Source organism: Pseudomonas sp. CAN1 (genome assembly GCF_030462585.1).
In the GTDB taxonomy this organism is placed as follows: domain Bacteria; phylum Pseudomonadota; class Gammaproteobacteria; order Pseudomonadales; family Pseudomonadaceae; genus Pseudomonas.
In genome coordinates, this window is the sequence record NZ_JASMRU010000021.1 from 90425 (window position 1) to 115185 (window position 24761).

A 24761-nucleotide genomic window follows, 5' to 3' on the forward strand; every position below is an offset into this window, starting at 1 on the left:
GAACAATTTGCAAACGACAATCGTTATCAAATATACGGGATGTGGCAACGCTTGGAAACTGCAGGGTGGTGAGTGTCGGCTTCTGGCCGCTAGTTGCCTTTCGCTGCACTTGGTACACGCACTCGCGAATGAGCCACTTGCTCCTCAAGCCCTGCGAGCTGCGGCTACTAGCCATTTGAGATGCGCTGTATATAATGCGACTCAATCTCATTTGATTGCAGTGGAAGCAATGACTCGGGTTCCTCCAAGCGCGGAGCTGATTGGCGCGCTGGCTCTGCATTACGACGATCTCGTCGACTTCATCCGCCGGCGTTTTCAGGGCAGCCAATTTGCGCGCGACGTCGTGCATGATGTCTGCGTTCAAGTCCTGGAGAAACCGCCGAAGGAGCGCATCAAGTTACCGCTGGCGTTCCTGCGCCGCGCTTCCTTCAACAAGGCCATCGATCGCAGCCGGGCGGACAATACTCGCAATGCGTATTTCGAGTTGTCCGCCGAGGTGCCCGACTGGCACGTGCACGAGGTGGATGGTGCCTGCGCCCTGGATTTCGAGCAGCAGTTGGAAGCCCTGCTCGCCATTATCGAAGCGTTGCCAACGCGCGCGCGGCAGATATTCCTGTTGCATCGCATTCACGACATGTCTCGCCAGGACATTGCCCGCGAACTGGGTATCACCCTGAACATGGTGGGAAAGCATCTTTCCCGCGCCATGATCGCTATCGCTCGTGATTGGGAACCGGCGCGACAGGCGCTGGCGGGCCGATGATGCACCAAGATCCTGCAGGCAATCGACAAGACAACGATCCACTACAGCCCTACGAGGAGGCCCTCAAGACGCGTGTGCCTTCGCGCAATGAATTGCTCGCCGAAGCCAAGGCCTTCAGCGCGCGTCAGCGCCGGCGCAAGCAGACCCTGGCGGGGGGCCTTTCCGTGCTGGCGCTGGGCGTGGGATTGTGGGTCGCCGATCCTGCATGGCGCAGCGAGGAACAGCGCACGGCAGTCGGGCAAAGCAAGAGCCTGCTGTTGGCGGACGGCAGCCGGGTTGTTCTCAACAGCGCCACCGTTCTGCAGGTAGAGAGTCGCCTGCGCAGTCGGCAGATCGAACTGGTGGAAGGGGAGGCGACCTTTACCGTGGCGCATGGGCCGAAGCCATTCACCGTGCGCAGCCAGGGCGTTTCCGTCCGGGACATCGGCACTGCCTTCAATGTGCGCAGCGACCGGCGCGGTGTCTCGGTGACGGTACTCGAAGGCGCCGTCGCGGTAGGCAATGCGACTTCGCCGGAGCTGCGCCTGGAGGCGGGCCAGCAAATGACCTCAACCCGCTCGAGTCTGGGTCTGGTGCAGGCGGTAGACGCGGATCGCGCCATCGCCTGGCAGCACGGCAAGCTCCGTTTCGACGGCACCCCGCTACAGGATGTGCTGGTGGATATCCAGCGCTACCGCACGGCGCCAATCCGTCTGGCGGACCCTCGCGTGACGGGCTTGCGTGTGTCAGGCGAATTCGACAGCCAGGCGGTTGAAGCGCTGATCGATCTGCTGCCGTCGATCCTGCCGGTGCAGGTGAGTCGCCGGCCGGATGGCAGCGTCGAAGTCGGCGCGCGCTGAGAGAAAAATATTTTCAACGCGACGTCACCTTTTCCGCGTCGCCATCCGCCTATCCCTGTGAACGTCATTTGATCGTGTCACTGGGGAGTTGAATGGACACTAAAGTACCCTCGCGCCGCTTTGGTTTCGCGCGCCTTTCGCTACTGGCAGGCGGCCTGTTGCTCGCTTCCACCCTGCAGGCGCAGGAAGCGCGCTATGCGTTTACGCTGCCGCCGCAACCGCTGGATCGGGCGCTCAACGAGTTGGCTCGGCAGACTGGCACCCGCATCCTCTTCGCCACGGACGCAACTGCGGGTCTGCAGGCTCCGGCGCTCAGCGGCGAACTGAGCGTGCAGCAGGCCTTGCGACAACTGCTGCGGGGAACCCGGCTGCGGCTGGAGCAGACCGCCGATGGCAGTTACCTGGTGGCTGCGCCGCAGACTGATGCGGTGTTGGAAATGGATGCCACTCAGGTGCTCGGACAGCAGTTGGGGGAAGTCACCGAGCACAGCGGGTCCTACACCACCGGAAGCATGAGCGTGGGTACCAAGCTGGCCTCCTCGCTGCGCGAGACGCCGCAATCGGTCACCGTGGTAAGCCGCCAGCGCATGGACGACCAGAACCTGCAGAAGCTGGAAGACATCGCCACCTACACGCCGGGCCTGACCCTGCGCAAGACCGGTGGGGAACGCCCGGAGTTCTACTCCCGTGGCGCGGCCATCGACAACATCATGATCGACGGCCTACCGGTGGCCTATGACAGCGACACCCTCGGTACCTCGACGCTGGCCATGTACGACCACGTGGAGGTGGTGCGCGGTGCCTCCGGCCTGATGGTCGGCGCGGGCAATCCTTCAGGCACCCTCAACCTGGTGCGAAAGCGCCCGACCTTGGCGCCACAGCTGACTTTCACCGGCAGTGCCGGACGCTGGGACGATTACCGGGGCGAAGTCGATGTCAGCGGCAAGCTGAGCGACAGCGGCGACCTGCGCGGTCGCTTCGTCGGCGCCTACCAGGATCGCAACAGCTTCGTCGACGCTTACGGCAACCAGCGCCAACTGTTCTACGGTATCGGCGAGTACGATCTCAACGAAGCCACGACCCTCACGCTGGGGGCCTGGTACAACCGCGAAGACAATCCCGGCGCCGACTGGAACGGTCTGCCCACTCGCCCGGATGGCAGCTTCTTCGACTTCTCCCGCTCCGCGCGCACGGCGCCGGACTGGACCTACTGGGACAAGGAAAACCGCAGCGCTTTCGCCGAAGTAGAGCACCGTTTCGATAACGACTGGAAGCTGCGGTTCAACGCGACCTGGCTGCGTGGCGACATGGACATGCTCGGCGGCAGCCTCTACACCGACGAGAACGATGCCTACCACCTGAACATCGGCCGCTATACGTACCAGCACACCCAGAAGAGTGTCGATACATACGCCAGCGGGCCCTTCAGCCTGTTCGGCGCCACCCACGAACTGGTGGTCGGCGCCAGTTGGCGGCGTGACGAAACCAACGATGGCCCCGGCGGCCCCGGCATCGATTCGGACGTGATCGTCGATCCGCAGCACTTCGACCCCAAGGCCTATCCCAAGCCGGCCATCGACAACAACTGGTCGCGCGATGGCCATGAGCAGCAGTCGAGCACATACGCCACGGCGCGCTTCAACCTGCGTGAGGATGTGCACCTGATCCTCGGCTCGCGCCTGGACTGGTACGAATATGAGCAGCTCACCCATTCGGGCGAATACAGCTTTGGCGACGACTACAAGGCGACTCGCGAGTACACCCCCTATGCCGGAGTCATCTACGACCTGAACGACACCTATTCGGTCTACGCCAGCTGGACTCGCATCTTCAAACCCCAGGCAGCCCAGAGCGTGAGCGGCAGCCTGCTGGAACCGGTGACCGGCACCAACTATGAAACCGGGATCAAGGGCGAGTATTTCGGTGGGGCGCTCAATGCCAGTGCGGCGCTGTTTCAACTGGTGCAGGAAAATCTCGCCAAGTCGCTGCCATCCGCACAATGCGCCCCGGGAGTCAGCGCCTGCTACGAGGCCAGTGGCGAAGTGCGTACCCGCGGTGTGGAGCTGGAAGTGGGCGGCGAGCTGGTGCCAGGCTGGCAGATGTCCGCCGGCTACACCTATGCCGGAGCCGAGTACACCAAGTCCAGCGACTCGGCAGAGAAGGGCGAGCGCTTTGACAGCGATACGCCCTACAACCTGTTCAAGGTCTTCACTACCTATCGATTGCCCGGTGAGCTGGATCGCTGGACAGTAGGTGGTGGCTTCCGTACCCAGAGCAGCGCCTACACCAGCTTCGGCGTGAAGCAGGGCGGCTACAGCGTCAGCGACTTCATGCTGGCCTACCAGCCCGCCGCGGAGTGGCAGCTGCAGGCCAATCTGAACAACGCCTTTGACAAGCGCTACTACCAGAACATAAGCAACAGCTGGGGCGCCAACAGCTTCGGTGACCCGCGCAATCTGATGTTGACGGTGCGCTACAGCCCTGGCTTCTGAGGGGCACTGGTATCAGTGTTGTGAAAACTGACCGGTACAGACTGCTGGGTTGGTGCCGGTCGTATTTTCGCTGAGCTGCAATGCCTGCCTCCGCCCCATAGCGGCCGCTCAGCGGGTGATTTCCGGGTATCGACGGGGATCGTTGGGCGAGTTGCTCGGCGTACCAAGCTCCAGTCGCCAATAACCCACGTCGTGCCACTGGCCCCGCTTGAAGCCAACCTGCGGGAAAGTGCCGATGTGCCGGAATCCGAGCCGTTCATGCAGGCCAACGCTGCCGACGTTGGGCAGCGCGATGCCGGCATAGGCCGCGTTGAATCCCTGTTCGGCAAGGATGGGAAGCAGCTCGGCATAGAGGCTGCGACCCACTCCAGCACGACGCTCACCCTCTGCGATGTAGACGGTCACATCTACTGCCCATCGGTATGCGGCACGCGCCCTGTGCTGGCTTGCATAGGCGTAGCCAACCAGGCGCCCATCACGCATCGCGACGAGGTAAGGGTACGTCTGCAAGGTCGTGACGATGCGCTGCCGCATCTCTTCGATGGAAGGCGGACCTTCCTCGAAGGAGATTGCCGTATTCGCCACTATGGGGGCGTAGATGAGCTGGATGGCCGGCGCATCTTCAGGGCGTGCTTGTCTGATTTCGATGGGCATGGCGACCTCAGATCGAGCGCTGATTCACGCGGACGGAAAGTTGCTCGGCGCTTTCCTTGCGCTCCGAATAACGATCCACCAGGAACTCCTGGCGATCGCGCAGCAGCAGGGTGAACTTCACCAGTTCCTCCATGACGTCCACCACGCGGTCGTAGTACGCCGACGGTTTCATGCGTCCGGCGTCGTCGAACTCCAGGTAGGCCTTGGGCACCGAGGACTGGTTGGGGATGGTGAACATGCGCATCCAGCGGCCGAGCACGCGCAGCTGGTTGACCACATTGAACGACTGCGAACCGCCGCAGACCTGCATCACCGCCAGCGTCTTGCCCTGGGTGGGGCGGACGGCTCCGAGCGCCAGGGGAATCCAGTCGATCTGCGCCTTGAACACGGCCGATAGGGCACCGTGGCGTTCCGGTGAGCACCAGACCTGGCCTTCCGACCACTGCACCAGTTCACGCAGCTCCTGCACCTTGGGGTGCTCCACCGGCGCGTCGTCAGGCAGCGGCAGGCCGGAGGGATTGAAGAGGCGCGTCTCGGCGCCAAAGTGTTCCAGCAGGCGCGCGGCTTCTTCTACCAGCAGACGGCTGAAGGAGCGTTCTCGGGTCGATCCGTACAGCAGCAGGATGCGCGGTTTGTGCTCGCTGTTACGGGTCGCCGCGGGCGGCAAGTCAAACAGCGAAAGGTCTAGGTTGGGCAGTTGCTCGGACATGTTTCCTCCTGCTCAGAGAGCGCCGATGCGATCCAGCTCGCGCTTGAGTTCGTCGCGGCCGAGGGTGGCGAAGGGAAGGGCGAAGAAGGCCCGGCAGCGCAGCTCGATGCGGGCCAGCGTGGCTCGGAAGGCGGCGTCGATTGCAGCTTCTTCCCCCACTACATCAGATGGGTCTTCCAGCCCCCAGTGGGACTTCAGCGCCGGGCCGAAGTACACCGGACAGGCTTCGCCGGCGGCCTTGTCGCAGACGGTGATGACGATGTCCGGCGGATTGCCTTCGAAGGCGTCATTGCCCTTGCTGCTCAGCCCGTCGATGGATATGCCGGCCTGCTGCAGGGTGGTAAGGCTGCGCGGCAGCACCTGGCCCCTGGGGAAGCTGCCGGAGCTGACCGCCTCGAAGCCTTCGGGCGCCAGGTGGTTGAACAGCGCTTCGGAGAGGATGCTGCGGCAACTGTTGGCCGTGCACATGAACAGGACTCGCATGGAGGTCTCCTCCGCTCAACGCGGACGTTAGAGGCTCAGGCGCAGCGCCAGGGCCGAAAGAGTGATCAGCAGGACGGGCAGGGTCAGCAGGATGCCGACCTTGAAGTAGTAACCCCAGGTGATACGCATGCCCTTGCGCTCCAGCACATGCAGCCAGAGCAGCGTGGCGAGGCTGCCGATGGGGGTGATCTTCGGGCCGAGGTCGCAGCCGATCACGTTGGCGTAGATCATCGCCTCGCGTACCAGGCCTTCCGCGCCGCTGGCCTGGATCGACAGGGCGCCGACCAGCACGCTGGGCATGTTGTTCATCACCGAGGACAGCAGCGCCGAGAGCAGGCCGGTGCCGATGGCGGCGCTCCACAAACCCTGTTCGGCCAGACGGTCGAGCAGATGGGTGAGGAAGTCCGTGAGGCCGGCGTTCTTCAAGCCGTACACCACCAGGTACATGCCGAGGGAGAAGATCACCACCTGCCAGGGCGCTTCGCGCAGCACGCGGCGGGTGGAGATGCGCTGCCCCCGAGCGGCGACGGCAAACAGGATGGCCGCGCAGACAGCGGCCACGGCGCTGACCGGGATGCCCAGCGGCTCCAGGGCGAACAGGCCGACCAGCAGCACCAACAATGTCCACCAGCCGACGATGAAGGTGGCGCGATCGTGGATCGCCGCCTTTGGCTCCTTCAGCGCATCGAGCGCGTATTGCCTCGGGATGTCGCGGCGGAAGAACAGGAACAGCACCAGCAGGGTGGCGGCGACACTGGCGAGGTTCACCGGCACCATCACCGAGGCGTACTCGGCGAAGCCCAGGCCGAAGTAGTCAGCCGAGACGATGTTCACCAGGTTGGAGACCACCAGCGGCAGGCTCGCTGTGTCGGCGATAAAGCCCGCAGCCATGACGAAGGCCAGGGTTGCGGCGGGCGAGAAGCGCAGGGCGAGCAGCATCGACATGACGATAGGCGTGAGGATCAGCGCTGCACCATCGTTGGCGAACAGCGCCGAGACAGCAGCGCCGAGCAGAATGCAGAAGGCAAACAGCCGGTAGCCGCTGCCATTCGCCCAGCGCGCGACGTGCAGCGCGGCCCACTCGAAGAACCCGGCCTCATCCAGCAGCAGGCTGATGATGATGACCGCGATGAAGGTGGCGGTGGCGTTCCAGACGATGGCCCACACAGTCGGGATGTCATGCAGCGAAACCGCGCCGGCGGCCAGGGCAATGATCGCTCCCAGCGCGGCACTCCAGCCAACGCCGAGGCCCTTGGGCTGCCAGATGACCAGAACGAGGGTGAAGAGGAAGACAGCAACGGCGACCAGCATGGAGGACTCGCTCGAAGGGGTCAGCAGCAGGCGGCATCACGGACGGGGCGGCCGTCCATGTTCTGCAGGCGCAGGGTGTTGTCCGCCAACCATTGCGCGTTGGCCTGCAGGGTGACCTGCAGCATCTCGTGCACCCAGGCAGGCAGCTCGGGGTTGAGGCGGTAATACACCCACTGACCCTGGCGGCGATCCAGCAGCAGGCCGCTGCTGCGTAGCTGTGCCAGGTGGCGGCTGATCTTCGGCTGGCTGTCGTCCAGCGCGCACATCAGCTCGCAGACGCAGAGCTCGCCCAGGCTGGCGATGAGCAGAGTGGCGCGAACACGGGTCTCGTCGGCCAGGTTCTTGAAGACTTCGGGTGGAGTGATCATGGCTTCACCTTACATATGGAAAATCGAATATACGGATTTCCATATGTTTGGCGCAAGCCTCATTGGACTTGAGCGTCTGCTTCTGGCCGGAAGCAACCTCTGGCCACGGACAGGAAAAAACAGAAATCGGTGCTCGCACTCACCAGCACCCGCCATCGCCGCCTCCACCCAGACCAGTACGTTGGTACAAGCCGCCCCGGCCCAACGTAGGATTTTCCCGCCTGCTGCGCCGCACTACCGTCTAGCCATCCGCCCATACGCATCTGCCGCGACCTCCCTTGCTCTGCCTTGGCAAGGGCGCGTGCGCGTATGTCGGCTGCCTCCTATAACGACAAAAATCAGGTAACGCTGCCATGCCCGGACGTCCTCTCTTCAGGTCCAGTGCCCTTGCTCTGTTCGTCGCCCAGGCCGCCGGCCTGCCGCTGATCGCCGCTGCGGCGGAGGATGCCCAGCCGCTGACGCTGGAGGCGAGCGAGGTGATCGGCACGCTGCCGCTGCCGTCGTTGGGCATCTCCCGCGACCAGGTTGCCGCGCCGGTGCAGGCGTTCAGCGGCGATGACATCGCCCGCAGCCAGGCGCTGGGGCTGGCCGACTACCTCAACCGGCGGGCGGCCGGGGTCTACGTCAATGACATCCAGAACAACCCGCTGCAGCCGGACATCAATTACCGCGGCTTCACCGCTTCGCCGCTGCTGGGCACGCCCCAGGGGCTGTCGCTGTACCTGGACGGGGTGCGCCTGAACCAGCCGTTCGGCGATGTGGTCAGCTGGGACCTGATCCCCGACAACGCCATCGCCAGCGCGCAGCTGATGCCCGGCAGCAACCCGGTGTTCGGTCTCAACACCCTGGGCGGCGCGCTGTCGGTGCAGACCAAGAACGGCCGCGACAATCCCGGCGGCGCCATCCAGACCACCCTCGGCTCCTATGGCCGGCGCATCGGCGAGGTGGAGGTCGGCGGCAGCGAAGGGCAGTGGGACTGGTTCGCCGCCGGCACCCACTTCGAGGAAGACGGCTGGCGCGATCACTCCGACTCCGATGCGCAGAAGCTGTTCGGCAAGCTCGGCTGGCGCGGTGAGAGCACCGACCTGAAGCTGACCTACAGCTTCGCCGACACCGACCTCAACGGTAACGGCATGGTCCCCAGGAGCTTCCTGCGGCGCGACTACGACAGCGTCTACACCTACCCGGACAACACGCAGAACACCGCCAACTTCCTCAACCTGCAGTGGAACCACGACTACAGCGACGACCTCAGCCTGGCCGGCAACCTCTATTACCGACACATCAGCACCGACACCTTCAACGGCGACATCAACGACGAAGCCCTGCCCGAAGGCATCGGCGAGCCGGGCCAGAACATCCTCGCCACGCCCGGCAGCTACACCACCGCCGGCAACCTGCAGGCCTGCACCGCGCAGTTCGAGCCGGGCGGCGAACCCGGCGAAAAGTGCTCGGGGATGATCAACCGCACCAGTACCCGCCAGAGCAACATCGGCCTGTTCCAGCAGCTGTCGGTGCGCAACCGCCTGTTCGGGCTGGACAACCTGGCCGCCGTCGGCGGTGGTTTCGACTACAGCGAGGTGCGCTTCCGCCAGTCCGCCGAGTACGGCGCGCTGACGGCCGATCGCGGCATCGTCGGCACCGGCGTCTATGCCGAGGCCGACAACGCCTTCAACCTCGATGGCGAACTGGACGACCGCGCCGTGCGGCTGAAGGGCAATACCCGCACCTGGAGCCTCTACGGCAGCGACACGCTGACCCTGCGCGAGGGGCTCGACCTCACGTTGTCCGGGCGCTACAACGATATCTCGGTGCGCAACCACGACCAGCAGACGCACTACGAACTGGACGGCGACAGCCTCGGCGACGACATCGACGAGAACGCCTCGCTCAGCGGCAAGCACCACTTCAACCGCTTCAACCCCGCCATCGGCCTGACCTTCCAGGCGACGCCGAACCTCACCGCCTATGCCGGCTACAGCGAAGGCAGCCGCGCGCCCACCACCATCGAACTGGGCTGCGCCAACCCGGATGTACCGTGCCGGCTGCCCAACTCCATGGCCGGCGACCCGCCGCTGGATCAGGTGGTCACCCGCACCTTCGAGGCCGGCCTGCGCGGGAGCATCGGCGACAACGTCGGCTGGAACGCCGGGCTGTTCAGCTCGCGCAACAGCAACGACATCCTCTTCGTTTCCTCCAGCACCAGCGGCAGCGGTTACTTCGCCAACTTCGGCGAGACGCGCCGGCGTGGTATCGAGACGGGCATTTCCGCCGATCTGGGCGACTGGTCGCTGGGCGCCAACTACACCTTCATCGACGCCACCTACCGTTCCGGCGAAACCCTCATGGGTGAGGCCAACAGCAGCGCGGAGGACGGCAGCATCAGCGTCCGCTCGGGTGACCGCATTCCGCTGATCCCGCGCAACATCCTCAAGCTCTCCGCCGACTACGCGGTGAACCCGCAGCTGAGCCTGGGCGCGGATGCCATCGCCCTTTCCGGCAGCTACGTGCGCGGCAACGAGAACAACGACCACCAGAGTGGCGGCCTCTACGAGGGCAGCGGGGAGATCGGCGGCTACACCGTGTTCAACCTGAATGCGGCGTACCGCATCGACAAGGTGTGGAAGGTGTTCGCCGAGGTCGACAACCTGTTCGACCGCGAGTACCTCACCGCCGGCATGCTCGGCGCCAATCCCTTTGACGCCAGCGGGGTGATGCGCACCGATGGCGCTGCCGGCAACGGTACGGTCAACGGTCGGCGCAGCAATACGGTCGGGGAGACCTTTGTTTCGCCAGGCGCGCCCCGCACCGCCTGGATGGGCGTGCGTTGGGAGTTTCTTTGAGGGAAGGGGCTTTGAGGCGAGGGGCTTTGAGGGAAGGGCTGAGGGATCAGCAGCCGCCCACGCAGGGCAGGGCGGCTGTCGGCCGGGTGCGGTTATTGCCCCGGAATCCCTCCGGCCTTGGGCACCAGGTCGCCGATGGCCGAGCAGGAGTAGGTGTTGGAATAGTCGTAGTACTGCTGCGAGAAGCTGCCGCCTTCGTAGGTCGTGCACTGGTAGGCCGAGGAGCCCTTCTGCAGGATCAGGAAGTGGATCTGCACGACCCGCCCCGGCGCCCAGTAGGCCGACTTGATCTCATAGCCGCGGCCCAGCAGGTCGGTGATTTTCGGCTCTTCGGCCAGGGCCTGGCTGCCCCAGGCCATGAGCCCGAGCAGGGAAATTTTCAGCAGGTTGTTCATCGTGGGTTCCGTCCTTGGCTGGTGATGACGCCTTCCCCGGCAGGGAAGGCGAGAGGCGTCAGGCTTCCGGCTTCAGCGAGATGCCGCCGCAGTTGCCGCGGGTCAGCAGGTAGTCCACCTGGCGGGCGCGGTTGATCGCCACGCGGATTTCGCAGCTGGCGGAGTGGACCACGTCGCCCCAGTACTCGGTATGCACCAGTTGGCCGTTCTGCGGGCCGGTGTAGGTGCCCAGCGCCTCGCGGGAGACGTAGGAGGTGTCGCGGCGATACACCAGCACCACCCAGTCGTTCTCCGGCGCCAGGCCGATATCGCTGGGCGCGCCGAAGTGGTCGATGGCCTCGCCGGCCGGGCGGCCCTTCCAGTAGCTGCGGGCCTGCGCCTCGGGCAGGGTGGGAATGGCGGAGCAGCCGCCGAGCAGGATGGCGATCATCCCCAGTGCGAGTAGTCCTTTCATTGCACGCCCTCCTTGGCCGGTGCGTTCTTCACGGGCATCTGCTCGAAGCCCTTGTCGACCATGTCCAGGATCAGGTTCTTGGCGTGCTCGCGGTTGCGCAGCTGGAACAGGCCCGGAGCGGCCGAGACCAACTGCATCATGGGCATCTTGCCCAGCGGATACATCTTCTGCTCGACGTGGGCGTTCGGCTTGCAGAGGAAGTCACGGCTCTGGGCGATCCAGGCCTCGGGCTTCTTCTGCCACTCCTTGGAAACCTTCTTCGGGCGGATGTCGTTGTAGAACTTGTCGTAGTTCTGCGCGCCGTTGAGGCGCACGCGGTTCGTCGCGCAGTCGACCTCGACGTCATAGGCGGTGAAGGTCGGCTTGGCGCCTTCCTCGTAGAACTCATAGACGCCCAGCGAGCGCACGCCTTTCTTGCGGTCGTAGATGTTGGCGGGGTCGCCATCGACAACGAAGATTTCGTTCTTGTAGAGGCTGCCCTGCTGGTGGATCAGCCAGTAATCGCCAGAGGGGCCTTCCGCGTGCGCGGCGAGCGGGCTGCAAAGCAGCAAGGCAGGCATCCAGGGCCTGAGGGGCTTGAACATAGCGGACATTCCTTTGCCGTTGTGATCGCCAGGGCACAGCGCACCCCCGCGAAGGAAGGGTAGAAAACTAGAGGCGCAGGTTTTGCGGGTCAACCTTCGTGTAGGAATTTTGTGACAGACGGCAGTTAAGTTTCTGCGTCGATAAGGTGCGATTCGCTGGCGATCTGTAGGTATCACATCACCCTCGAAGCGCCTCGTATCGAGCACTCGAAGGTTGACGCGAGCCCTGTCTCCGATAAGGTCGGGGCCTGCGAATCGAACCATCCATGACCTGATATCGACCTGGGAGGCAAAGCCTGTGCGTGAACAAACCGGCAGCATCGACACCGTGGTATTCGATCTGGGCGGCGTGCTGGTGGACTGGAACCCGCGTCACCTCTACCGCAAGCTCTTCGACGGTGACGAAGTGGCGATGGAGGCGTTCCTCACCGAGGTCTGCAACTCGGCCTGGAACGAACAGCAGGATCGCGGCCGGCCCTGGGCGGAAGCAATTGCCGAGGCGGTGGCCCGGCATCCCGATCAGGAGGCGAATATCCGCGCCTACTTCGAGCGCTGGGACGAGATGCTGGCGGGCGCGCTGGAGGAGACCGTGCTGGTCCTCGATGAACTGCATCGCGCGGGCGTGCGCCTGCTGGCACTGACCAACTGGTCGGCGGAGACCTTCCCGGTGGCGCTGGAACGCTTCGAATTCCTCGACCGTTTCGAAGGTGTGCTGGTCTCCGGCCAGGAAGGGCTGATGAAGCCGGAGCCGGAAATCTTCCAGCTGCTGATCGACCGTTACGGTCTAGTTCCATCGCGCACTTTGTTCATCGACGACGTGCGCAAGAATGTCGATGCGGCGGTTGCCCAAGGGCTGCAGGCGGTGCAGTTCTCCAGCGCGGAACAGCTGCGCAGGGACCTTGAGGGCTTTGGCCTCGCGCTTGTGCCAGATCAGCAGTGACGACGGGCGCTATTAGCCCCGCCAGTCATCGCTGAAACGAGGCAGCTTACGTAACGCCAACCCGTCCCGGCTTGACCGTCGCCAGCCTTCCCCATAACCTCGCCCGGCCCCTGTGAAAGCGACGGGGGAGCGGGTTTGGCGACCCGGAACACATAGGCGCGGTAACGCTTCGTGAGACCGTGACGTATCAACACGTCCACGATTCCATGCTATGGCGGGCCGCGCAGGGAGACCTTCGGGTCTGCCGGATCTATGTGCCGGTTCGCCAACCTTGCGCGGTTCCGCCACCCAATCCGTTTGGCGACGGACGTGGCGGCTTCTCACACATAGGAGCTGTTCCGTGGACGACCTCTACGTTCCCACCGTATTCCATCGCTACAACCGTTCCCTGCGCGGCGTGCTGATCGACAACCAGCCCTGGCTGGTCGCCCGCGAGCTGGGCTATCTGATCCGCGAGCGGGTCGATGCTTATGTTCAACGACTGGACGAGGACCTCTTTCGCGAAGCGCGCCTGATCACCGGCAGCGGCGAGGAAGACGTGCTGCTGGTCAGCGACTATGGCGCCTTCTACGTACTCAACCGTTTTCGCGACCCGGAGCACCGGGAGCTGCGCAAGTGGCTGACCGGCCACGTGCTGCCGGTACTGCGCGACCAGGGGCGGGTGGCTGCCGGCCTGCCGAAACGGCTGCAGACAAGGGGGGAGGGACGGCCGCTGGCGGTGCTCGATTGGCAGGGCGAGTACTGGGTGCCGATGGGCGAGGTGCCGCGGTTGATGCGCGAGGAGCGGCGCGGGAGGTGGTGGCGCCGGCAGTGAGCGCGGGCGAAGCGGGCGGGTAGCCCCATCCCCGGCGGGATGGGGCCGGTGCGTCAGGTGCCGGACTTGATCCGCGTCCAGCTGCGGGTCATCGCCCGCTCGATGCTCAACGGCACCGGGGTGAGGGTGAAGAGGTTGCCACGCTGGTCAGCGGGAATGAACATCGCCTGGTTCTTCAGCAGGTCGGGGTTCACGGTGTCCTGGGCGTCGCGGTTGGGGTTGGGGTAGCCGATCAGGTTGGAGACCTGGGTGATCACCTTCGGGTCCAGCAGGTAGTCGATGAACGCCTGCGCTTCCTCGGGGTGCTTGGCACCCTTGGGGATGGCCATGGTGTCGGCCCACATCAGCGTGCCTTCACGCGGCAGCAGCATGCGGATGTCGTTGCCGTTCTTCGCGCTGGCCGCCATGCCCTGGGCCTGCAGCACTGCGGCGGACCAGCCGACCACAATGCAGACGTCGCCGTTGGCCAGGTCCGAGGCGAGCTTGGCCGAGTTGAAGTAGCGGATCGACGGGCGAATCTTCAGCAGCAGGGCTTCGGCCTTCTGGTAGTCCGTCGGGTTGCGGCTGCTCGGGTCCAGGCCCAGGTAGTGCAGGGCGATGGGCAGCAGTTCTTCGGGCGCATCGAGGAAGGCGACGCCGCAGGATTGCAGCTTGCTGATGTTCTCCGGCTTGAACAGCAGGTCCCAGCTATCTAGTTTGGCGTCGTTGCCCAGCGCCTGGTGGACCTTGTCGGCGTTGTAGCCGATCAGCGTGGTGCCCCAGAGGTAGGGTACGGCGTACTGGTTGCCCGGATCGACGCGCTCCAGGTTGTGCATGATGCCCGCGTCCAGGTGCTGCCAGTTGGGCAGCTGCTGGCGGTCAAGCTTGCGGATGGCGCCGGCCTGGATGAACTTGGCGATCTGCACGGTGTTGGGGAACACCAGGTCGTAGCCGGAGGTGCCGGTGAGCATCTTCGACTCCAGGGTGTGCGGGCTGTCGAAGACGTCGTAGTTGACCTTGATGCCGGTCTGTTTCTCGAAGTCCTGCACCACCTGCATCGGCAGGTAGTCGACCCAGTTGTAGATATTCACTTCGCGCTGCGCGGCGCCGGCTTCGGCGAACGGGATGCAGGCGGTGGCGAGCAGTGCGGCGAACCATTTCTTGTGGATTTTCATCGGATCAGCTCAGGTTGAGGGTGGCGGCCAGGGTCACAGCTTGTAGATGAAGAACCATTCGAGGGTGTCGAAGCGGTCGTTGCCCAACGCTTCCTTGGCGCCCGCCTGGGGATCGACCCAGTTGTACGCCAGCGAGGTGTAGATGTGCTCGGTGGGCATCCACTCGACGTACACGCCGGTCTCGTTGGCGAAGTCACGGTCGCTGACCGGGGTGCCGAAGTAGTAGTTGGAGTTGAGCTTGAACTGGTGGTACTGGGCGCCGGCGGACCATTGCTCGTTGAAGTGCAATTTGCCACGCCAGGTCTGGGCTTTCTCGTTGCTGTTGTACAGCAGGTAGTTGCCGACGATATCGCCGATCACCCAGGTGCCCCAGTCGACGTAGCCCTTGCTCAATGGGTCCCAGTCCTTGCGGGTGCCGTCGCTGGGGTCGTTGTCGCCGGAGAAGTCGGCGTAGCGGTAGCCGATGCTGGGTTGCAGCGGCAGGTCGTTGAAGCTGTAGTCGGCCGAGGCGTACCAGGCGCTGGCGTCGTAATCGATGCCCTTGCCGCTGCCGCGCTCGATGGCGTACTCGCCATTGAACTGCAAGGCTTCCAGGTCTGGCAGGCTGGCGTTGAGCAGGCGCAGGTTGTAGACGTCCATGCCGTCGCGGGGGATGAAGGCGTTCTGCTTGCTGTCCAGCGAGTCGACGTAGAAGGCCATGGCGCCGAGGGTGGCGGTGGGCAGCTTGAGGTCGAGGTTGGCACCGCTCATGCGCAGGTCACCGAGGTGGTCGTCGGTGCGCAGGCTGAAGGCCTGGGCCGAGGCCATGCCGTGCTGCCAGGACAGCACGCCGGCATCGCGGAAGGCCGTGCGCGGGGCGCTGAAGTAGGCGCCGTCGCCGAACTGGTCGAGGTTGCCGTCCATCACCAGGAAGCCGTTGCCGACCATGAAGTTCTGGTCGCCCAGGGTCAGGCGCCAGTCACCGGCACGAAAGCCCGCGTAGGCTTCCTCCACCGAGGTGTTGTGCTCGTCGCCACGGGTGTAGCCGCCGGGGTCGCCGTCGCCGGTGGTGCCGGCAGCGACCAGCGAGCCGCCGCCGAGGAAGGCAAAGTCCGGGCTCACTGAATATTCGAAGGTCACGCCGGGCTTGAGGTAGTACTCCTGCCAGGCGTAGTTCTCCTTGCTGCTGGGTTCGCCACTGCGCAGGTCGAGGCGGCCCAGGCCGAAGTTGGCGTTGTGGCTGTTGATGGCGGTGGCCGAGGCACTGAGCGAGTACTCGCCCTTCAGGTCGCCGTTCTCGAAGGCCACGCCGGCGCTGGCCAGCGGGCTGCCGACGAGAAGGCCGACGGCGAGCGTGCGGCAGGGCGCCGAGGTAAAGCGTCCAGTCATCATTGCGAAGCTCCTGTATGTCGTTTTTGTTGGAACAGGGCAGTCACGCGGGCAAAGCGAGGCCCGCAAGGGCGCAGTTGGCGTCGCGCCCGTACTTCGGTGTGTTGCTAGGATCGGTGCTGGCTCGGTGCTGGTTCGCTCGTCAGGCGTCGCCCAGCGATGCGGCGAGGGTCTTGAGCAGGTGCACGGTGTCGGTATCGATGACGTTCTCCGCTTGCGGCGCGGAGGACTGCTTGATGATCACCACCTGGTTGGCGAAATCGACGAACACCCACTGGCCATGGATGCCGACGGCCATCAGCGCGCGGTCATTGAAGACGTACCACTGGCTCTTGTAGGAGGCCTGCGGGCTCCATTCGGAGAATTCCTTGTTGGTCGCGTAGACCGCCGGATCGTTGCCGCGCAGCAGGCGCTCCACCGCAGCCTGCGGCAGCACCTGGTGGCCGTTGAACCGGCCGCGGCCTAGCAGCATCAGCCCGAAACGGCCCATGTCGCGCAGGGTCGCGTTGAAGCCGAAACCGACCACGCCGTGCCCGGACGGCTCGGCCAGCAGGAAGCCGTCGCGCTCGCAGCCCAGTTGCTTCCACATGCGCTCGAACAGCACATGGCAGGGCAGGCCGGCGGCGCGTTCCATGATCCAGCCCATGGCTTCGGTGGTGGCGGTGACATAGCGGAAGAAACCGCCGTGCTCGTCCTTGCGCTTGAAGGCGCGCAGCCAGTGGCGGATCGACGGGTACTTGACGATGCCCGGCGGCGTCGGGGTCAGGCCGACGGTGTAGTGCAGGTGCGAGGTGGGCGAGTTGGGGTCTTCGTAGTGCTCGACGTAGTCGATGCTGATCGCCATGTCCATCACCTGGCGCACGCTGGCGTTCTCGAAGGCGGTGCCGGCGAACTCGGGGACGTAGGACAGCGCCGGGCGATCCGGGTCGAGCAGGCCCTGCTCGATGAGTTGCTCGGCCAGCGCGCCGGTCACCGATTTGGTGACCGAGAACATGATGTGGCGGGTGTCGGCGGTCTGCTGGTTGAAGTAGCGCTCGCACAGCACGCGGCCCTGCTTGAGCACCAGGAAACCGTCGGTGAAGGTGGCGTCCAGGTGGTCCTGCAGGCTGACCTGTTCACCGCTCAGGCTGTTGAAGCGGTAGTCCTGCAGCAGGTCCTGTTGCGCACCCAGGTCGCTGGGCGCGGCGTTGCCGGCGGCCACCACCAGGGTCGGGCAAAGCTGGCTCATGTGCTGGAAGGTCCAGCGGTTGTGCGGCGGCAACAGGACATCGGCAGCGCCGACATGTAGCTGGGCAGCGTATGAACGCTCGCCGGTCAGCGATGGGTTGGGCTCAAGGCTCAGGCGTTCGGCGTAGGCCTGCACGAGGGCCGCTTGCAGATCGTGGGACATGAATCACTCCTGAAGAATCGGGCGGCCCGGTGGCGCTGGCCGTGAATAATTTTTCTCACCGTAAAAAGTTTTAGTCAACTAAAAAGTTTTTACGGAGAAAAACCTATAGAATCCGCCCAGACGCAGATCTCGCAGTGAGGAGGGCCCTTGAGCGGACTTCGTGAACGACAGAAAGAGGCGCGGCGCCAGGCGATCAGCCAGGCGGCAGTCGAGCTGTTCCGCCTCCAGGGCTACGTGGCCACCACCGTCGAGCAGATCGCCGAGCACGCCGGGGTGTCGCCGCCCACGGTGTTCAACTATTTCGGCAGCAAGCAGGAGATTCTCATCGACCTGCTGCGCGCCACCGACGAACGCGTGGTCAAGGACATGGTGCAGCTGGCGCTGGACTTCGACGACCCGGTCGACGTGCTCTGCCACCTGGAAAGCCTGGTGCTGAAGTACGAGCTGGAAGCGTTGCCGGTATCGGTCTGGCGTGAACTGCTGGCCATGCGTTACAGCGGTGCATCGCCCGAGCAGCTGAAGTTGAACAACGAGGTGCTCAACGCCCAGGTCAGCGTGCTGCTCGGCCATCTGCAGGCAGCGGGCAAGGTGCGCCAGGACATCTGCCCGGACTACGTGGCACAAGTCCTCAACGAGTTCCTCACCCTCGAATTCCTCAAGCTGGTCAGCGTTGAGCCGCTGGACTTCGAGGCCCATGCGGGCAGTGTGCGGCGCTTCGTCGAGCTGCTGTTCGACGGCATCCGTCGGTAGGTCGGCGGGCGCCTGCGCGCTGGTATGATCGCCGTCCGGCAGTGCCAGGCAAGGGTCGCTTCGAGCCGGGCCGACAACGAATCCAGGAGTGCCCCAGGCAGTGGAAAGACGACAGTTCAGCGAGTCGATGCAGGGACAGAACCTGCGCTTCGTCGGCGAGCGCAAGGCCGACCCGCAGCGCCCGCGCAAGGTCGGCTTCGTGCTGCTGGAGAACTTCTCGCTGCCGGCCTTCACCCAGGCGCTGGATACCCTGGTCACCGCCAACCTGATCCGCGAGGGCGCCTTTTCCACGCGCACCTTCAGCCTCGATGGCGAGTCGGTGACCAGCGACCTCGGGCTGGTGATCTGCCCGGCGGCGACGCTGGAAGGCAAGTACCTGGACATGGATCTGCTGGTGGTCTGCGGCGGCCTGCGTACGCCACTGAAGGACATGCCCGGGCTCAGTCGCCTGCTGCATCTTGCCGATGAGCGCGGCACTGCCCTGGCCGGTCTGTGGAACGGCGCCTGGTTCCTCGGCAAGGCCGGCCTGCTGGACGGCCACAAGTGCGCGATACACCCGGAAAACCGCGCCTTGCTGGCGGAGGTCGCGCGCAACAGCGTGGTCACCGCCGAGAGCTATATCCTCGACCGCAACCGCCTCACTGCCGGCAGCCCGACCGGCGCCTTCAACCTGGTGCTGGAGTGGATTCACAACCTGCACGGCCGCGAGCTGGTGGAAGGCATTGTCGACATCCTCGCCTTCGAGGAATCACGCTACCGGCGCACCCGCCCGGCGCTGCACGAGAAGATGACCCAGCCGCTGCGTGACGTGCTCAACCTGATGAGCGCGAACATCGAGGAACCGCTGAGCACAGACCAGCTGTCCGAGTGCGTGGGCCGTTCCAAACGCCAGCTGGAACGCCTGTTCCAGGAGCAGCTGGGGACTTCGCCGGTGCGCTATTACCTGGAGCTGCGCATCACCGAGAGCCGGCGTCTGCTGCAGCATTCCGACCTGTCGCTGGTGGAGGTGGCGCTGGCTTGCGGCTTCGTGTCGCCGAGTCACTTCAGCAAGTGCTACACCTCGTTCTTCGGCCATTCGCCGTCGAAGGAAGTACGCTTTGGTTGCGTGCGCTCGGCCAAGTGAGCAGGGCGGGTCGGTCTGCGGGCACGCAGTGCTTTGACAGTGTTGTTCCTCGCGCGGCGTGGCTGGTTAACTGCCAGGACGTGCGAACAACAAGAGCGAGGAACAGGACGTGATCTTTCTTTACAACGCCGAACCCGAACACGCCGAGAAGTGGCGAGCCCTGCTGGCCGCCCAGGTGCCGGAGCTGGAATTCGTCGAAGGCTTCGAGGCGGTCGACCCGGCGCGGGTCACCTACCTGCTGACCTGGAAAACCGTCGAGGATATCCAGCGCTACACCGGCCTGCGCGTGCTGTTCGCGGCGGGTGCCGGGGTGGATCAGTTCGACCTGTCGAAGATCCCCGAGTCGGTGGCGCTGGTGCGCATGGTCGATGATTCCCTGGCCGACATCATGGCCGAGTTCGTGGTGATGTCCGCGCTGGCGCTGCACCGCGAGATGCCGGCCTACCGCGTGCAGCAGGCCGCGCAGGTGTGGGAGCCGCTGAGTATCCTGCCGGCGGCGACCAGCCGTGTCGGCGTGATGGGCCTCGGCCAGCTGGGCCAGGCGTGCCTCGCGCAACTGCGCCACCTGAAGTTCCAGCTGCTGGGCTGGAACCGCTCCGAGCGGCAGATCGACGGTGTGCAGACCTACACCGGCCCCGAGCAGCTGCAGAGCTTCCTGTCGCAGTGCGACATCCTGGTCAACCTGCTGCCGCTGACCGACAGCACCCGCGGCATCCTCAACCGCGAGACCCTGGCGCAGCTACCCAAGGGCGCCGGGCTGATCAACGTCGGCCGGGGCGAGCACGTGGTGGAGGCTGATCTGGTTGCAGCGCTGGATGCCGGGCAGGTCGGCGCAGCGATCCTCGACGTCTTCCGCGAAGAGCCGCTGCCCGAGGGCCATCCGCTGTGGTCGCACCCGCACGTCTGGGTCACTCCGCACATCGCCAGCACCATGCAGGTGGAAGGCGGCGCGGCGGCGGTGGCGAAGAACATCCTGCGTGATTTGCAAGGTGCCGAGCTGCTGCACATGGTGAATCGCCAGAGCGGCTACTGAGGCATTTCGCTTATCACTGAAATAGCCGGTGCGAGCTGTTTGTCCGCAACGGCACTTTCGATACTGGCGGCACCCAACTGCCGCCCAGGAAGTGCCGTTCATGGACCACGAACAAATCGATGCCCGCGATTTCGCCTTCAGCCATTTTGCCGCCGTCGCCCTGTGCGGCTCGCTGATCGTCGCGCTGGCGCTGTTCCTGGCGCGGCTGGGCGTGCTGCTGCACTGAGGCTCAGCCGGCGATGGCCTGGCTCAGCGTGCTGATCAGCGCGCGGGTCTGGGCGTCGCGATGGGCGCTGTAGAGCACCACGTCGCGGGGCGGCAGCTCTGGTAAGCCGAAGCGTTCGCGCACATCCGTGCAACCTGCCGGCGCCATGCGTTCAACCATGGCGCCAATGCCGATGCCGGCCGACACCGCCGCGCCGATGGCGAGAATCCCCGAGCCGACGAAGGCTTCGCTCCAGGGGCGGCTCTGTGTCTGCAGCGCGTTCTCGACCATGCTGCGCATGCCGCAGGGTGCCGGCTGGATCGCCAGTGGCAACGGCGCGCCATCCTCCAGTTCGAAGGACTCGGCGGCCATCCAGCCGAAGCGTTCGCTGCCGATCACCTCGCCATCCTGGCGGCGGTTGTCGTGGCGCAGGATCAGCGCGATATCCTGCGCGCCTTCCTCGTAGCTCTCCAGCATCTGCCGCGACGTGCCGAGGCTGAAGGCGACTATCACTTCCGGGTCGGCCTGGGCCAGGCGCTTGAGCCAATGACTGAGGTCGGCGCCGAGGATGTGGTGGCTGACGCCGATGCGCAGGGTGCGGCGCGGCGAGTCGAAGCAGCGCAGGGTTTCGTCGTAGCTGGCCAGCAGGCGGCGGGCGCTGGCGAGGAATACCGAGCCCTGGGCCGACAGCGTGACGCGGCGCGGCGTGCGCTCCAGCAGCGGGCGGCCGAGGGATTCCTCCAGGCGCTTGATCTTCAGGCTGATGGCCGCCTGGGTGGTACCAGTGATTTCGGCCGCGCGGGTGAAACTCTTCAGCTCGGCGACCAGCGCGAAGGCGCGGATGGCTTCGATATCGGGGGTTTTCATGGCAGCGAGTCGTCCTTGGGGCTGGCGTCAGTCTGGCAGCTGGGCCGGCGCAACCCAAGCCCCGGATGCGCTACAGTGCCGCCTCAATCTTCAATAGCTGCTGACAAGGAGTCGCGATGCTGACCCAGGCGTTCGCCTACAAATGCTGGTCGGACCGCCGGGCACTGGATGCCATCGCCCGGATCGACGCCGCGCGCTTTCCCGAGGAGCATGCCTTCGCCCTCCAGCAGCTCAACCACATGGCCATAGTCGAGGACCTGTTCCGCGCGCGACTGAGCGGCGAAGCGGACCCGCACCCGGCCACCAACACCGCGGCGGTGCCCGGCTATGACGAGCTGCGCGAGCGCCTGCTGAGTTCCGCCCAGTGGTACGTCGAGCAGCTCGCCGCGCTGACCCCGGAGCGCGCGCGGGAAGTCATCCGCTTCCGTTTCACCGATGGCCGCAGCGGCAGCCTGACCCGCGAGGAGATGTTCTTCCACATCCTCAACCACGCCACCTACCACCGTGGGTCCATCGCCCGCGCACTGGACCAGGCCGGCGTGGCGCACCCGGCGGACACCTACACGGTGTTCGTGCACGCTACCCAGCCGGAGCGCCGCGAGGGCTGAAGGCTCAGCAGGCCACTTCGTCGATGATGATCTGCAGGGTCTGCCGCGAGCAGTGCTCCACCCGTGCCTGCACGCCGTAGACTTCGCCGAACAGCTGCGGGGTGAGGATGCTTTCGGCACTGCCCGCGGCCACCAGCCGGCCCTGGTGCAGCACCGCCAACTGATCGGCATAGCGCGCGGCGAGGCCGATGTCGTGGAGCACGGCGATGGCGATCAGGCCGTGGCGGCGCACTTCCTCCTGCACACACTGCATGACCCGCAACTGGTAGTTGAGGTCCAGCGCGCTGGTGGGTTCGTCCAGCAGCAGCACCTGCGGGCGCTGTGCCAGTAGCTGGGCCAGGCTGACCATCTGCCGCTGGCCGCCGGAGAGGCGGTCCAGGCGCTGGTCGCGCAGGTGCAGGATGCCGACCCGGCGCAGTGCTTCGAGGGCGGCGGCCAGCGGGTCGGCGCGGCGCAGTTCGGTGTCGAACGGGTTGACCCGCAGGCTGGCGAGCAGCGCATCGAGCACGCTCAGGGCGATGCCGCCGGGCAGGTTCTGCGGCATGTAGGCGATTCGCCGGCTGCGTTCGCCGACTGACAGCGAAGCGAGCGACTGGCCGTCCAGGCTGAGGTCGCCGCGCACGCGTTCAAGGCCGGCGAGACCGCGCAGCAGGGTGGATTTGCCCGCGCCGTTGGGGCCGATCAGGGCAGTCAGGGTTCCGCGTTTCAGCTCCGGCAACGTCACGTCGTGGACCACGGCGTAGCGGCGGTAAGCGACCGTCAGGTTCTGCGCGAGCAGGCTCATGCGTTGCGTCCTCCGCGGCAGATCAGGGCGACGAACACCGGCACGCCGACCAGCGCGGTGACGATGCCCACCGGCACGATCAGCCCCGGCATCAGCAGCTTGCTGGCCACCGACKACAGCGACAGCAGCAGCGCGCCGACCAGCGCACTGGCCGGCAGGTAGAAGCGCTGGTCCTCGCCGATCAGCATGCGCGCGATGTGCGGGCCGACCAGGCCGATGAAGCCGATGGTGCCGACGAAGGCCACGGCGCACGCCGACAGCAGGCAGATGCGCAGCAGGGCGAAGCGGCGCAGGCGGCGCACGTCCACGCCGAGGCTGCGGGCGCGGTCCTCGCCCATGCGCAGTACGGTGAGCTTCGACGCGGCGGCCTGGGAGAAGGGCAGGCACAGCGCGAGCACCAGGGCCAGTGCTCCGACCTTGTGCCAGTCGGCGCGGGCGAGGCTGCCGAGGGTCCAGAACACCAGCTGTTGCAGTACGTCTTCACTGGCCATCATCTGCAGCAGCGCCACCGCCGCGTTGCAGCTGAATACCAGGGCGATGCCGAACAGCACCAGGCTTTCCACGCCGCCGCCGCGCAGGCGCGAGAGCAGTTGCAGCAGCACCAGCGACAGGCAGGCGAAGACGAAGGCCGCCAGCGACACCGCGGCATTGGCCGAGAGCCAGGCATTRCCCAGGTGGAAGAAGATCGCCAGCGAGGCGCCCAGCGCGGCGGAGGACGACACGCCGAGGGTGAAGGGGCTGGCCAGCGGGTTGTCGAGGATGGTCTGCATCTCCGCGCCGGCCAGGGCAAGCGCGCCGCCCACCAGCAGCGCCATCACCGCGTAGGGCAGGCGCACGTTCCAGATGATCACCCGCTGGCTTGGCTCCAGCTCGCCTGGGTGCAGCAGGCCATGGAACAGCGCGGCAGGCGTAAGCCCGGACGGCCCGCTGAGCAGGTCCCAGGCCATGGAGCCGAGCAGCAGGGCGAGCAGGACGACCAGCACCGCCCCACGGCGGCGCAGTTGCAGCCGGCGCTCACGGCGCGCCAGCTGCAGGTCGATGTTGTCTGCGGCGACGTTCATTCAGGCTGGCCGGCATCGATCCAGTAGGTGCCGTCCAGGCCGATGCGCAGGAATTCCTGGTTGATCTGCGCCTGGGTCTTTGCCGGGTCGAGATCGGTGAAGCGTTCCGGGTGAACCCAGCGCGCCATGGCCTCGATGGCGAGGATGTTGAACGGCGAGTTGTAGAAGTCGTGCCAGAGGCCGTGGGCCTTGCCGTTGCGGATGGCGTCGAGGGTGGCGAACTCGGGGCGCTGCAGGACCTTCTGCAGGCTTTCGCGGGCCTGCTGCTGGCTGACGCCGGCGCCGAGGATCAGCCCCGGATTGCGGTTGCCGGTGGCGATGTAGATATCCGGCTTGGCCGACAGCGCGTACTCCACGCTGATATCGCCCAGCGCGCCGGGCACCACGCCAGCGGCGATGTTGCGTCCGCCGACTGCGTCGATGACGCTGCCCAGGCCGCTCTTGCCGGTGGTGTGCCCCGGTGCCTGCCAGACGCCGGCCAGCAGTTCGAGGAACACGCTCGGCTTGTGCGCGTCATCAAGCCCGGCCACGCCGTCGCGGATGCGCTGCAGGTGGGCGTCGTAGAACTTCAGGTACTGCTCCGCCTCGGCCTGGCGACCGAGCGCCGCGCCCAGCGCGGTAAGGCTGGTGCGCACGCCTTCGATGGGGTGCACGCGGAAGTCGACGAACACCACTGGCACGCCGGCCGCGGCGAGGATATCCGCAATCGGGCTGTGCTGGGTCGGGCCTTCGCCGGCGATGCTGAACACCGCGAGGTCCGGCTTCAGCG

Annotated in this window: 26 protein-coding genes; 11 read left to right on the forward strand and 15 right to left on the reverse strand. The window is 65.4% G+C overall.

Annotated features, from left to right (window positions below; genetic code table 11):
- Positions 1-229 precede the first annotated feature (229 nt).
- The 3 genes from QO207_RS22820 to QO207_RS22830 all read left to right on the forward strand — a co-directional run bounded on the left by QO207_RS22820 (position 230) and on the right by QO207_RS22830 (position 4094).
- Positions 230-763, forward strand: coding sequence for an RNA polymerase sigma factor (locus tag QO207_RS22820; protein ID WP_151187369.1), 534 nt, complete (start codon positions 230-232; stop codon positions 761-763).
- Positions 760-1602 (forward strand): FecR family protein, encoded by an 843-nt coding sequence (locus tag QO207_RS22825; RefSeq protein ID WP_367620485.1) that lies wholly within the window; start codon positions 760-762, stop codon positions 1600-1602. The genes QO207_RS22820 and QO207_RS22825 overlap by 4 nt, the downstream gene beginning before the upstream one ends.
- A 92-nt stretch (positions 1603-1694) precedes the next feature.
- Positions 1695-4094 carry a TonB-dependent siderophore receptor gene (locus tag QO207_RS22830; RefSeq protein WP_301534573.1) on the forward strand — a complete coding sequence of 800 codons (2400 nt, stop codon included), beginning with the start codon at positions 1695-1697 and terminating at the stop codon, positions 4092-4094.
- A 108-nt stretch (positions 4095-4202) separates the two neighbouring features.
- Here QO207_RS22830 and QO207_RS22835 read toward each other — a convergent pair whose 3' ends face one another.
- From QO207_RS22835 to QO207_RS22855, 5 genes are read right to left on the reverse strand one after another with little or no spacing between them, the layout of a single operon-like run.
- Complete coding sequence (locus tag QO207_RS22835; RefSeq protein ID WP_301534574.1) at positions 4203-4748, reverse strand: arsinothricin resistance N-acetyltransferase ArsN1 family B; 546 nt, start codon at positions 4746-4748, stop codon at positions 4203-4205.
- 7 nt (positions 4749-4755) lie between these two features.
- On the reverse strand, positions 4756-5457 hold the full coding sequence (gene arsH / locus QO207_RS22840) for an arsenical resistance protein ArsH (RefSeq protein ID WP_301534575.1): 702 nt from the start codon (positions 5455-5457) through the stop codon (positions 4756-4758).
- 12 nt (positions 5458-5469) lie between these two features.
- Positions 5470-5940: an arsenate reductase ArsC gene (locus QO207_RS22845; protein ID WP_301534576.1), complete on the reverse strand. Its 471-nt coding sequence runs from the start codon at positions 5938-5940 to the stop codon at positions 5470-5472.
- A 27-nt stretch (positions 5941-5967) separates the two neighbouring features.
- Entirely contained in the window at positions 5968-7251 is a 1284-nt protein-coding gene (locus QO207_RS22850; protein WP_301534577.1) for an arsenic transporter, read from the reverse strand.
- Positions 7252-7271: 20 nt separating this feature from the next.
- Complete coding sequence (locus QO207_RS22855) at positions 7272-7619, reverse strand: metalloregulator ArsR/SmtB family transcription factor (RefSeq protein WP_301534578.1); 348 nt, start codon at positions 7617-7619, stop codon at positions 7272-7274.
- Positions 7620-7972: 353 nt separating this feature from the next.
- Between QO207_RS22855 and QO207_RS22860 the strand changes: the two genes are divergently transcribed.
- Entirely contained in the window at positions 7973-10462 is a 2490-nt protein-coding gene (locus QO207_RS22860; protein ID WP_301534579.1) for a TonB-dependent receptor, read from the forward strand.
- A gap of 92 nt (positions 10463-10554) precedes the next feature.
- Here QO207_RS22860 and QO207_RS22865 read toward each other — a convergent pair whose 3' ends face one another.
- From QO207_RS22865 to QO207_RS22875, 3 genes are read right to left on the reverse strand one after another with little or no spacing between them, the layout of a single operon-like run.
- Positions 10555-10857 (reverse strand): hypothetical protein, encoded by a 303-nt coding sequence (locus tag QO207_RS22865; protein ID WP_301534580.1) that lies wholly within the window; start codon positions 10855-10857, stop codon positions 10555-10557.
- 58 nt (positions 10858-10915) lie between these two features.
- Positions 10916-11311: a hypothetical protein gene (locus tag QO207_RS22870; protein WP_301534581.1), complete on the reverse strand. Its 396-nt coding sequence runs from the start codon at positions 11309-11311 to the stop codon at positions 10916-10918.
- Positions 11308-11895 carry a hypothetical protein gene (locus tag QO207_RS22875; RefSeq protein WP_301534582.1) on the reverse strand — a complete coding sequence of 196 codons (588 nt, stop codon included), beginning with the start codon at positions 11893-11895 and terminating at the stop codon, positions 11308-11310. The genes QO207_RS22870 and QO207_RS22875 overlap by 4 nt, the downstream gene beginning before the upstream one ends.
- 298 nt (positions 11896-12193) lie before the next feature.
- Here QO207_RS22875 and QO207_RS22880 point away from each other — a divergent pair, with 298 nt between their 5' ends.
- Positions 12194-12835 carry an HAD family phosphatase gene (locus QO207_RS22880; protein WP_301534583.1) on the forward strand — a complete coding sequence of 214 codons (642 nt, stop codon included), beginning with the start codon at positions 12194-12196 and terminating at the stop codon, positions 12833-12835.
- A gap of 340 nt (positions 12836-13175) precedes the next feature.
- Positions 13176-13649: a BRO family protein gene (locus QO207_RS22885; RefSeq protein WP_301534584.1), complete on the forward strand. Its 474-nt coding sequence runs from the start codon at positions 13176-13178 to the stop codon at positions 13647-13649.
- A 53-nt stretch (positions 13650-13702) separates the two neighbouring features.
- Here the strand turns inward: QO207_RS22885 and QO207_RS22890 are convergent, their stop codons facing one another.
- From QO207_RS22890 to QO207_RS22900, 3 genes are all read right to left on the reverse strand, one after another.
- Positions 13703-14803: a polyamine ABC transporter substrate-binding protein gene (locus QO207_RS22890; RefSeq protein ID WP_301534585.1), complete on the reverse strand. Its 1101-nt coding sequence runs from the start codon at positions 14801-14803 to the stop codon at positions 13703-13705.
- A 33-nt stretch (positions 14804-14836) separates the two neighbouring features.
- Positions 14837-16171, reverse strand: coding sequence for an alginate export family protein (locus QO207_RS22895; RefSeq protein ID WP_301534586.1), 1335 nt, complete (start codon positions 16169-16171; stop codon positions 14837-14839).
- A 142-nt stretch (positions 16172-16313) separates the two neighbouring features.
- Positions 16314-17561, reverse strand: coding sequence for a serine hydrolase (locus tag QO207_RS22900; RefSeq protein ID WP_301534587.1), 1248 nt, complete (start codon positions 17559-17561; stop codon positions 16314-16316).
- Positions 17562-17708: 147 nt separating this feature from the next.
- On the opposite strand from QO207_RS22900, the gene QO207_RS22905 reads away from it, so the two are divergent.
- From QO207_RS22905 to QO207_RS22920, 4 genes are all read left to right on the forward strand, one after another.
- Complete coding sequence (locus QO207_RS22905) at positions 17709-18311, forward strand: TetR/AcrR family transcriptional regulator (protein ID WP_301534588.1); 603 nt, start codon at positions 17709-17711, stop codon at positions 18309-18311.
- Between the two features lie 100 nt (positions 18312-18411).
- On the forward strand, positions 18412-19434 hold the full coding sequence (locus tag QO207_RS22910; RefSeq protein WP_301534589.1) for a GlxA family transcriptional regulator: 1023 nt from the start codon (positions 18412-18414) through the stop codon (positions 19432-19434).
- 109 nt (positions 19435-19543) lie between these two features.
- The gene (locus QO207_RS22915; protein ID WP_301534590.1) at positions 19544-20467 is read left to right on the forward strand and encodes a glyoxylate/hydroxypyruvate reductase A; all 924 of its coding nucleotides are present in this window, start codon (positions 19544-19546) and stop codon (positions 20465-20467) included.
- A gap of 100 nt (positions 20468-20567) precedes the next feature.
- Positions 20568-20693 (forward strand): hypothetical protein, encoded by a 126-nt coding sequence (locus QO207_RS22920; RefSeq protein ID WP_301534591.1) that lies wholly within the window; start codon positions 20568-20570, stop codon positions 20691-20693.
- 3 nt (positions 20694-20696) lie between these two features.
- On the opposite strand, the gene QO207_RS22925 is transcribed toward QO207_RS22920, so the two are convergent.
- The gene (locus QO207_RS22925; protein WP_301534592.1) at positions 20697-21539 is read right to left on the reverse strand and encodes a LysR family transcriptional regulator; all 843 of its coding nucleotides are present in this window, start codon (positions 21537-21539) and stop codon (positions 20697-20699) included.
- 116 nt (positions 21540-21655) lie between these two features.
- On the opposite strand from QO207_RS22925, the gene QO207_RS22930 reads away from it, so the two are divergent.
- The gene (locus tag QO207_RS22930) at positions 21656-22147 is read left to right on the forward strand and encodes a DinB family protein (protein ID WP_301534593.1); all 492 of its coding nucleotides are present in this window, start codon (positions 21656-21658) and stop codon (positions 22145-22147) included.
- A gap of 4 nt (positions 22148-22151) precedes the next feature.
- Here the strand turns inward: QO207_RS22930 and QO207_RS22935 are convergent, their stop codons facing one another.
- From QO207_RS22935 to QO207_RS22945, 3 genes are all read right to left on the reverse strand, one after another.
- A complete protein-coding gene (locus tag QO207_RS22935; protein WP_301534594.1) occupies positions 22152-22931 on the reverse strand; it encodes an ABC transporter ATP-binding protein in 780 nt (259 codons plus the stop codon).
- Positions 22928-23992 (reverse strand): iron ABC transporter permease, encoded by a 1065-nt coding sequence (locus QO207_RS22940; protein WP_301534595.1) that lies wholly within the window; start codon positions 23990-23992, stop codon positions 22928-22930. The genes QO207_RS22935 and QO207_RS22940 overlap by 4 nt, the downstream gene beginning before the upstream one ends.
- Positions 23989-24761, reverse strand: a 773-nt coding sequence (locus QO207_RS22945) for an ABC transporter substrate-binding protein (protein ID WP_301534596.1), incomplete at its 5' end; no start/stop codon positions are given. The genes QO207_RS22940 and QO207_RS22945, both read right to left, overlap by 4 nt.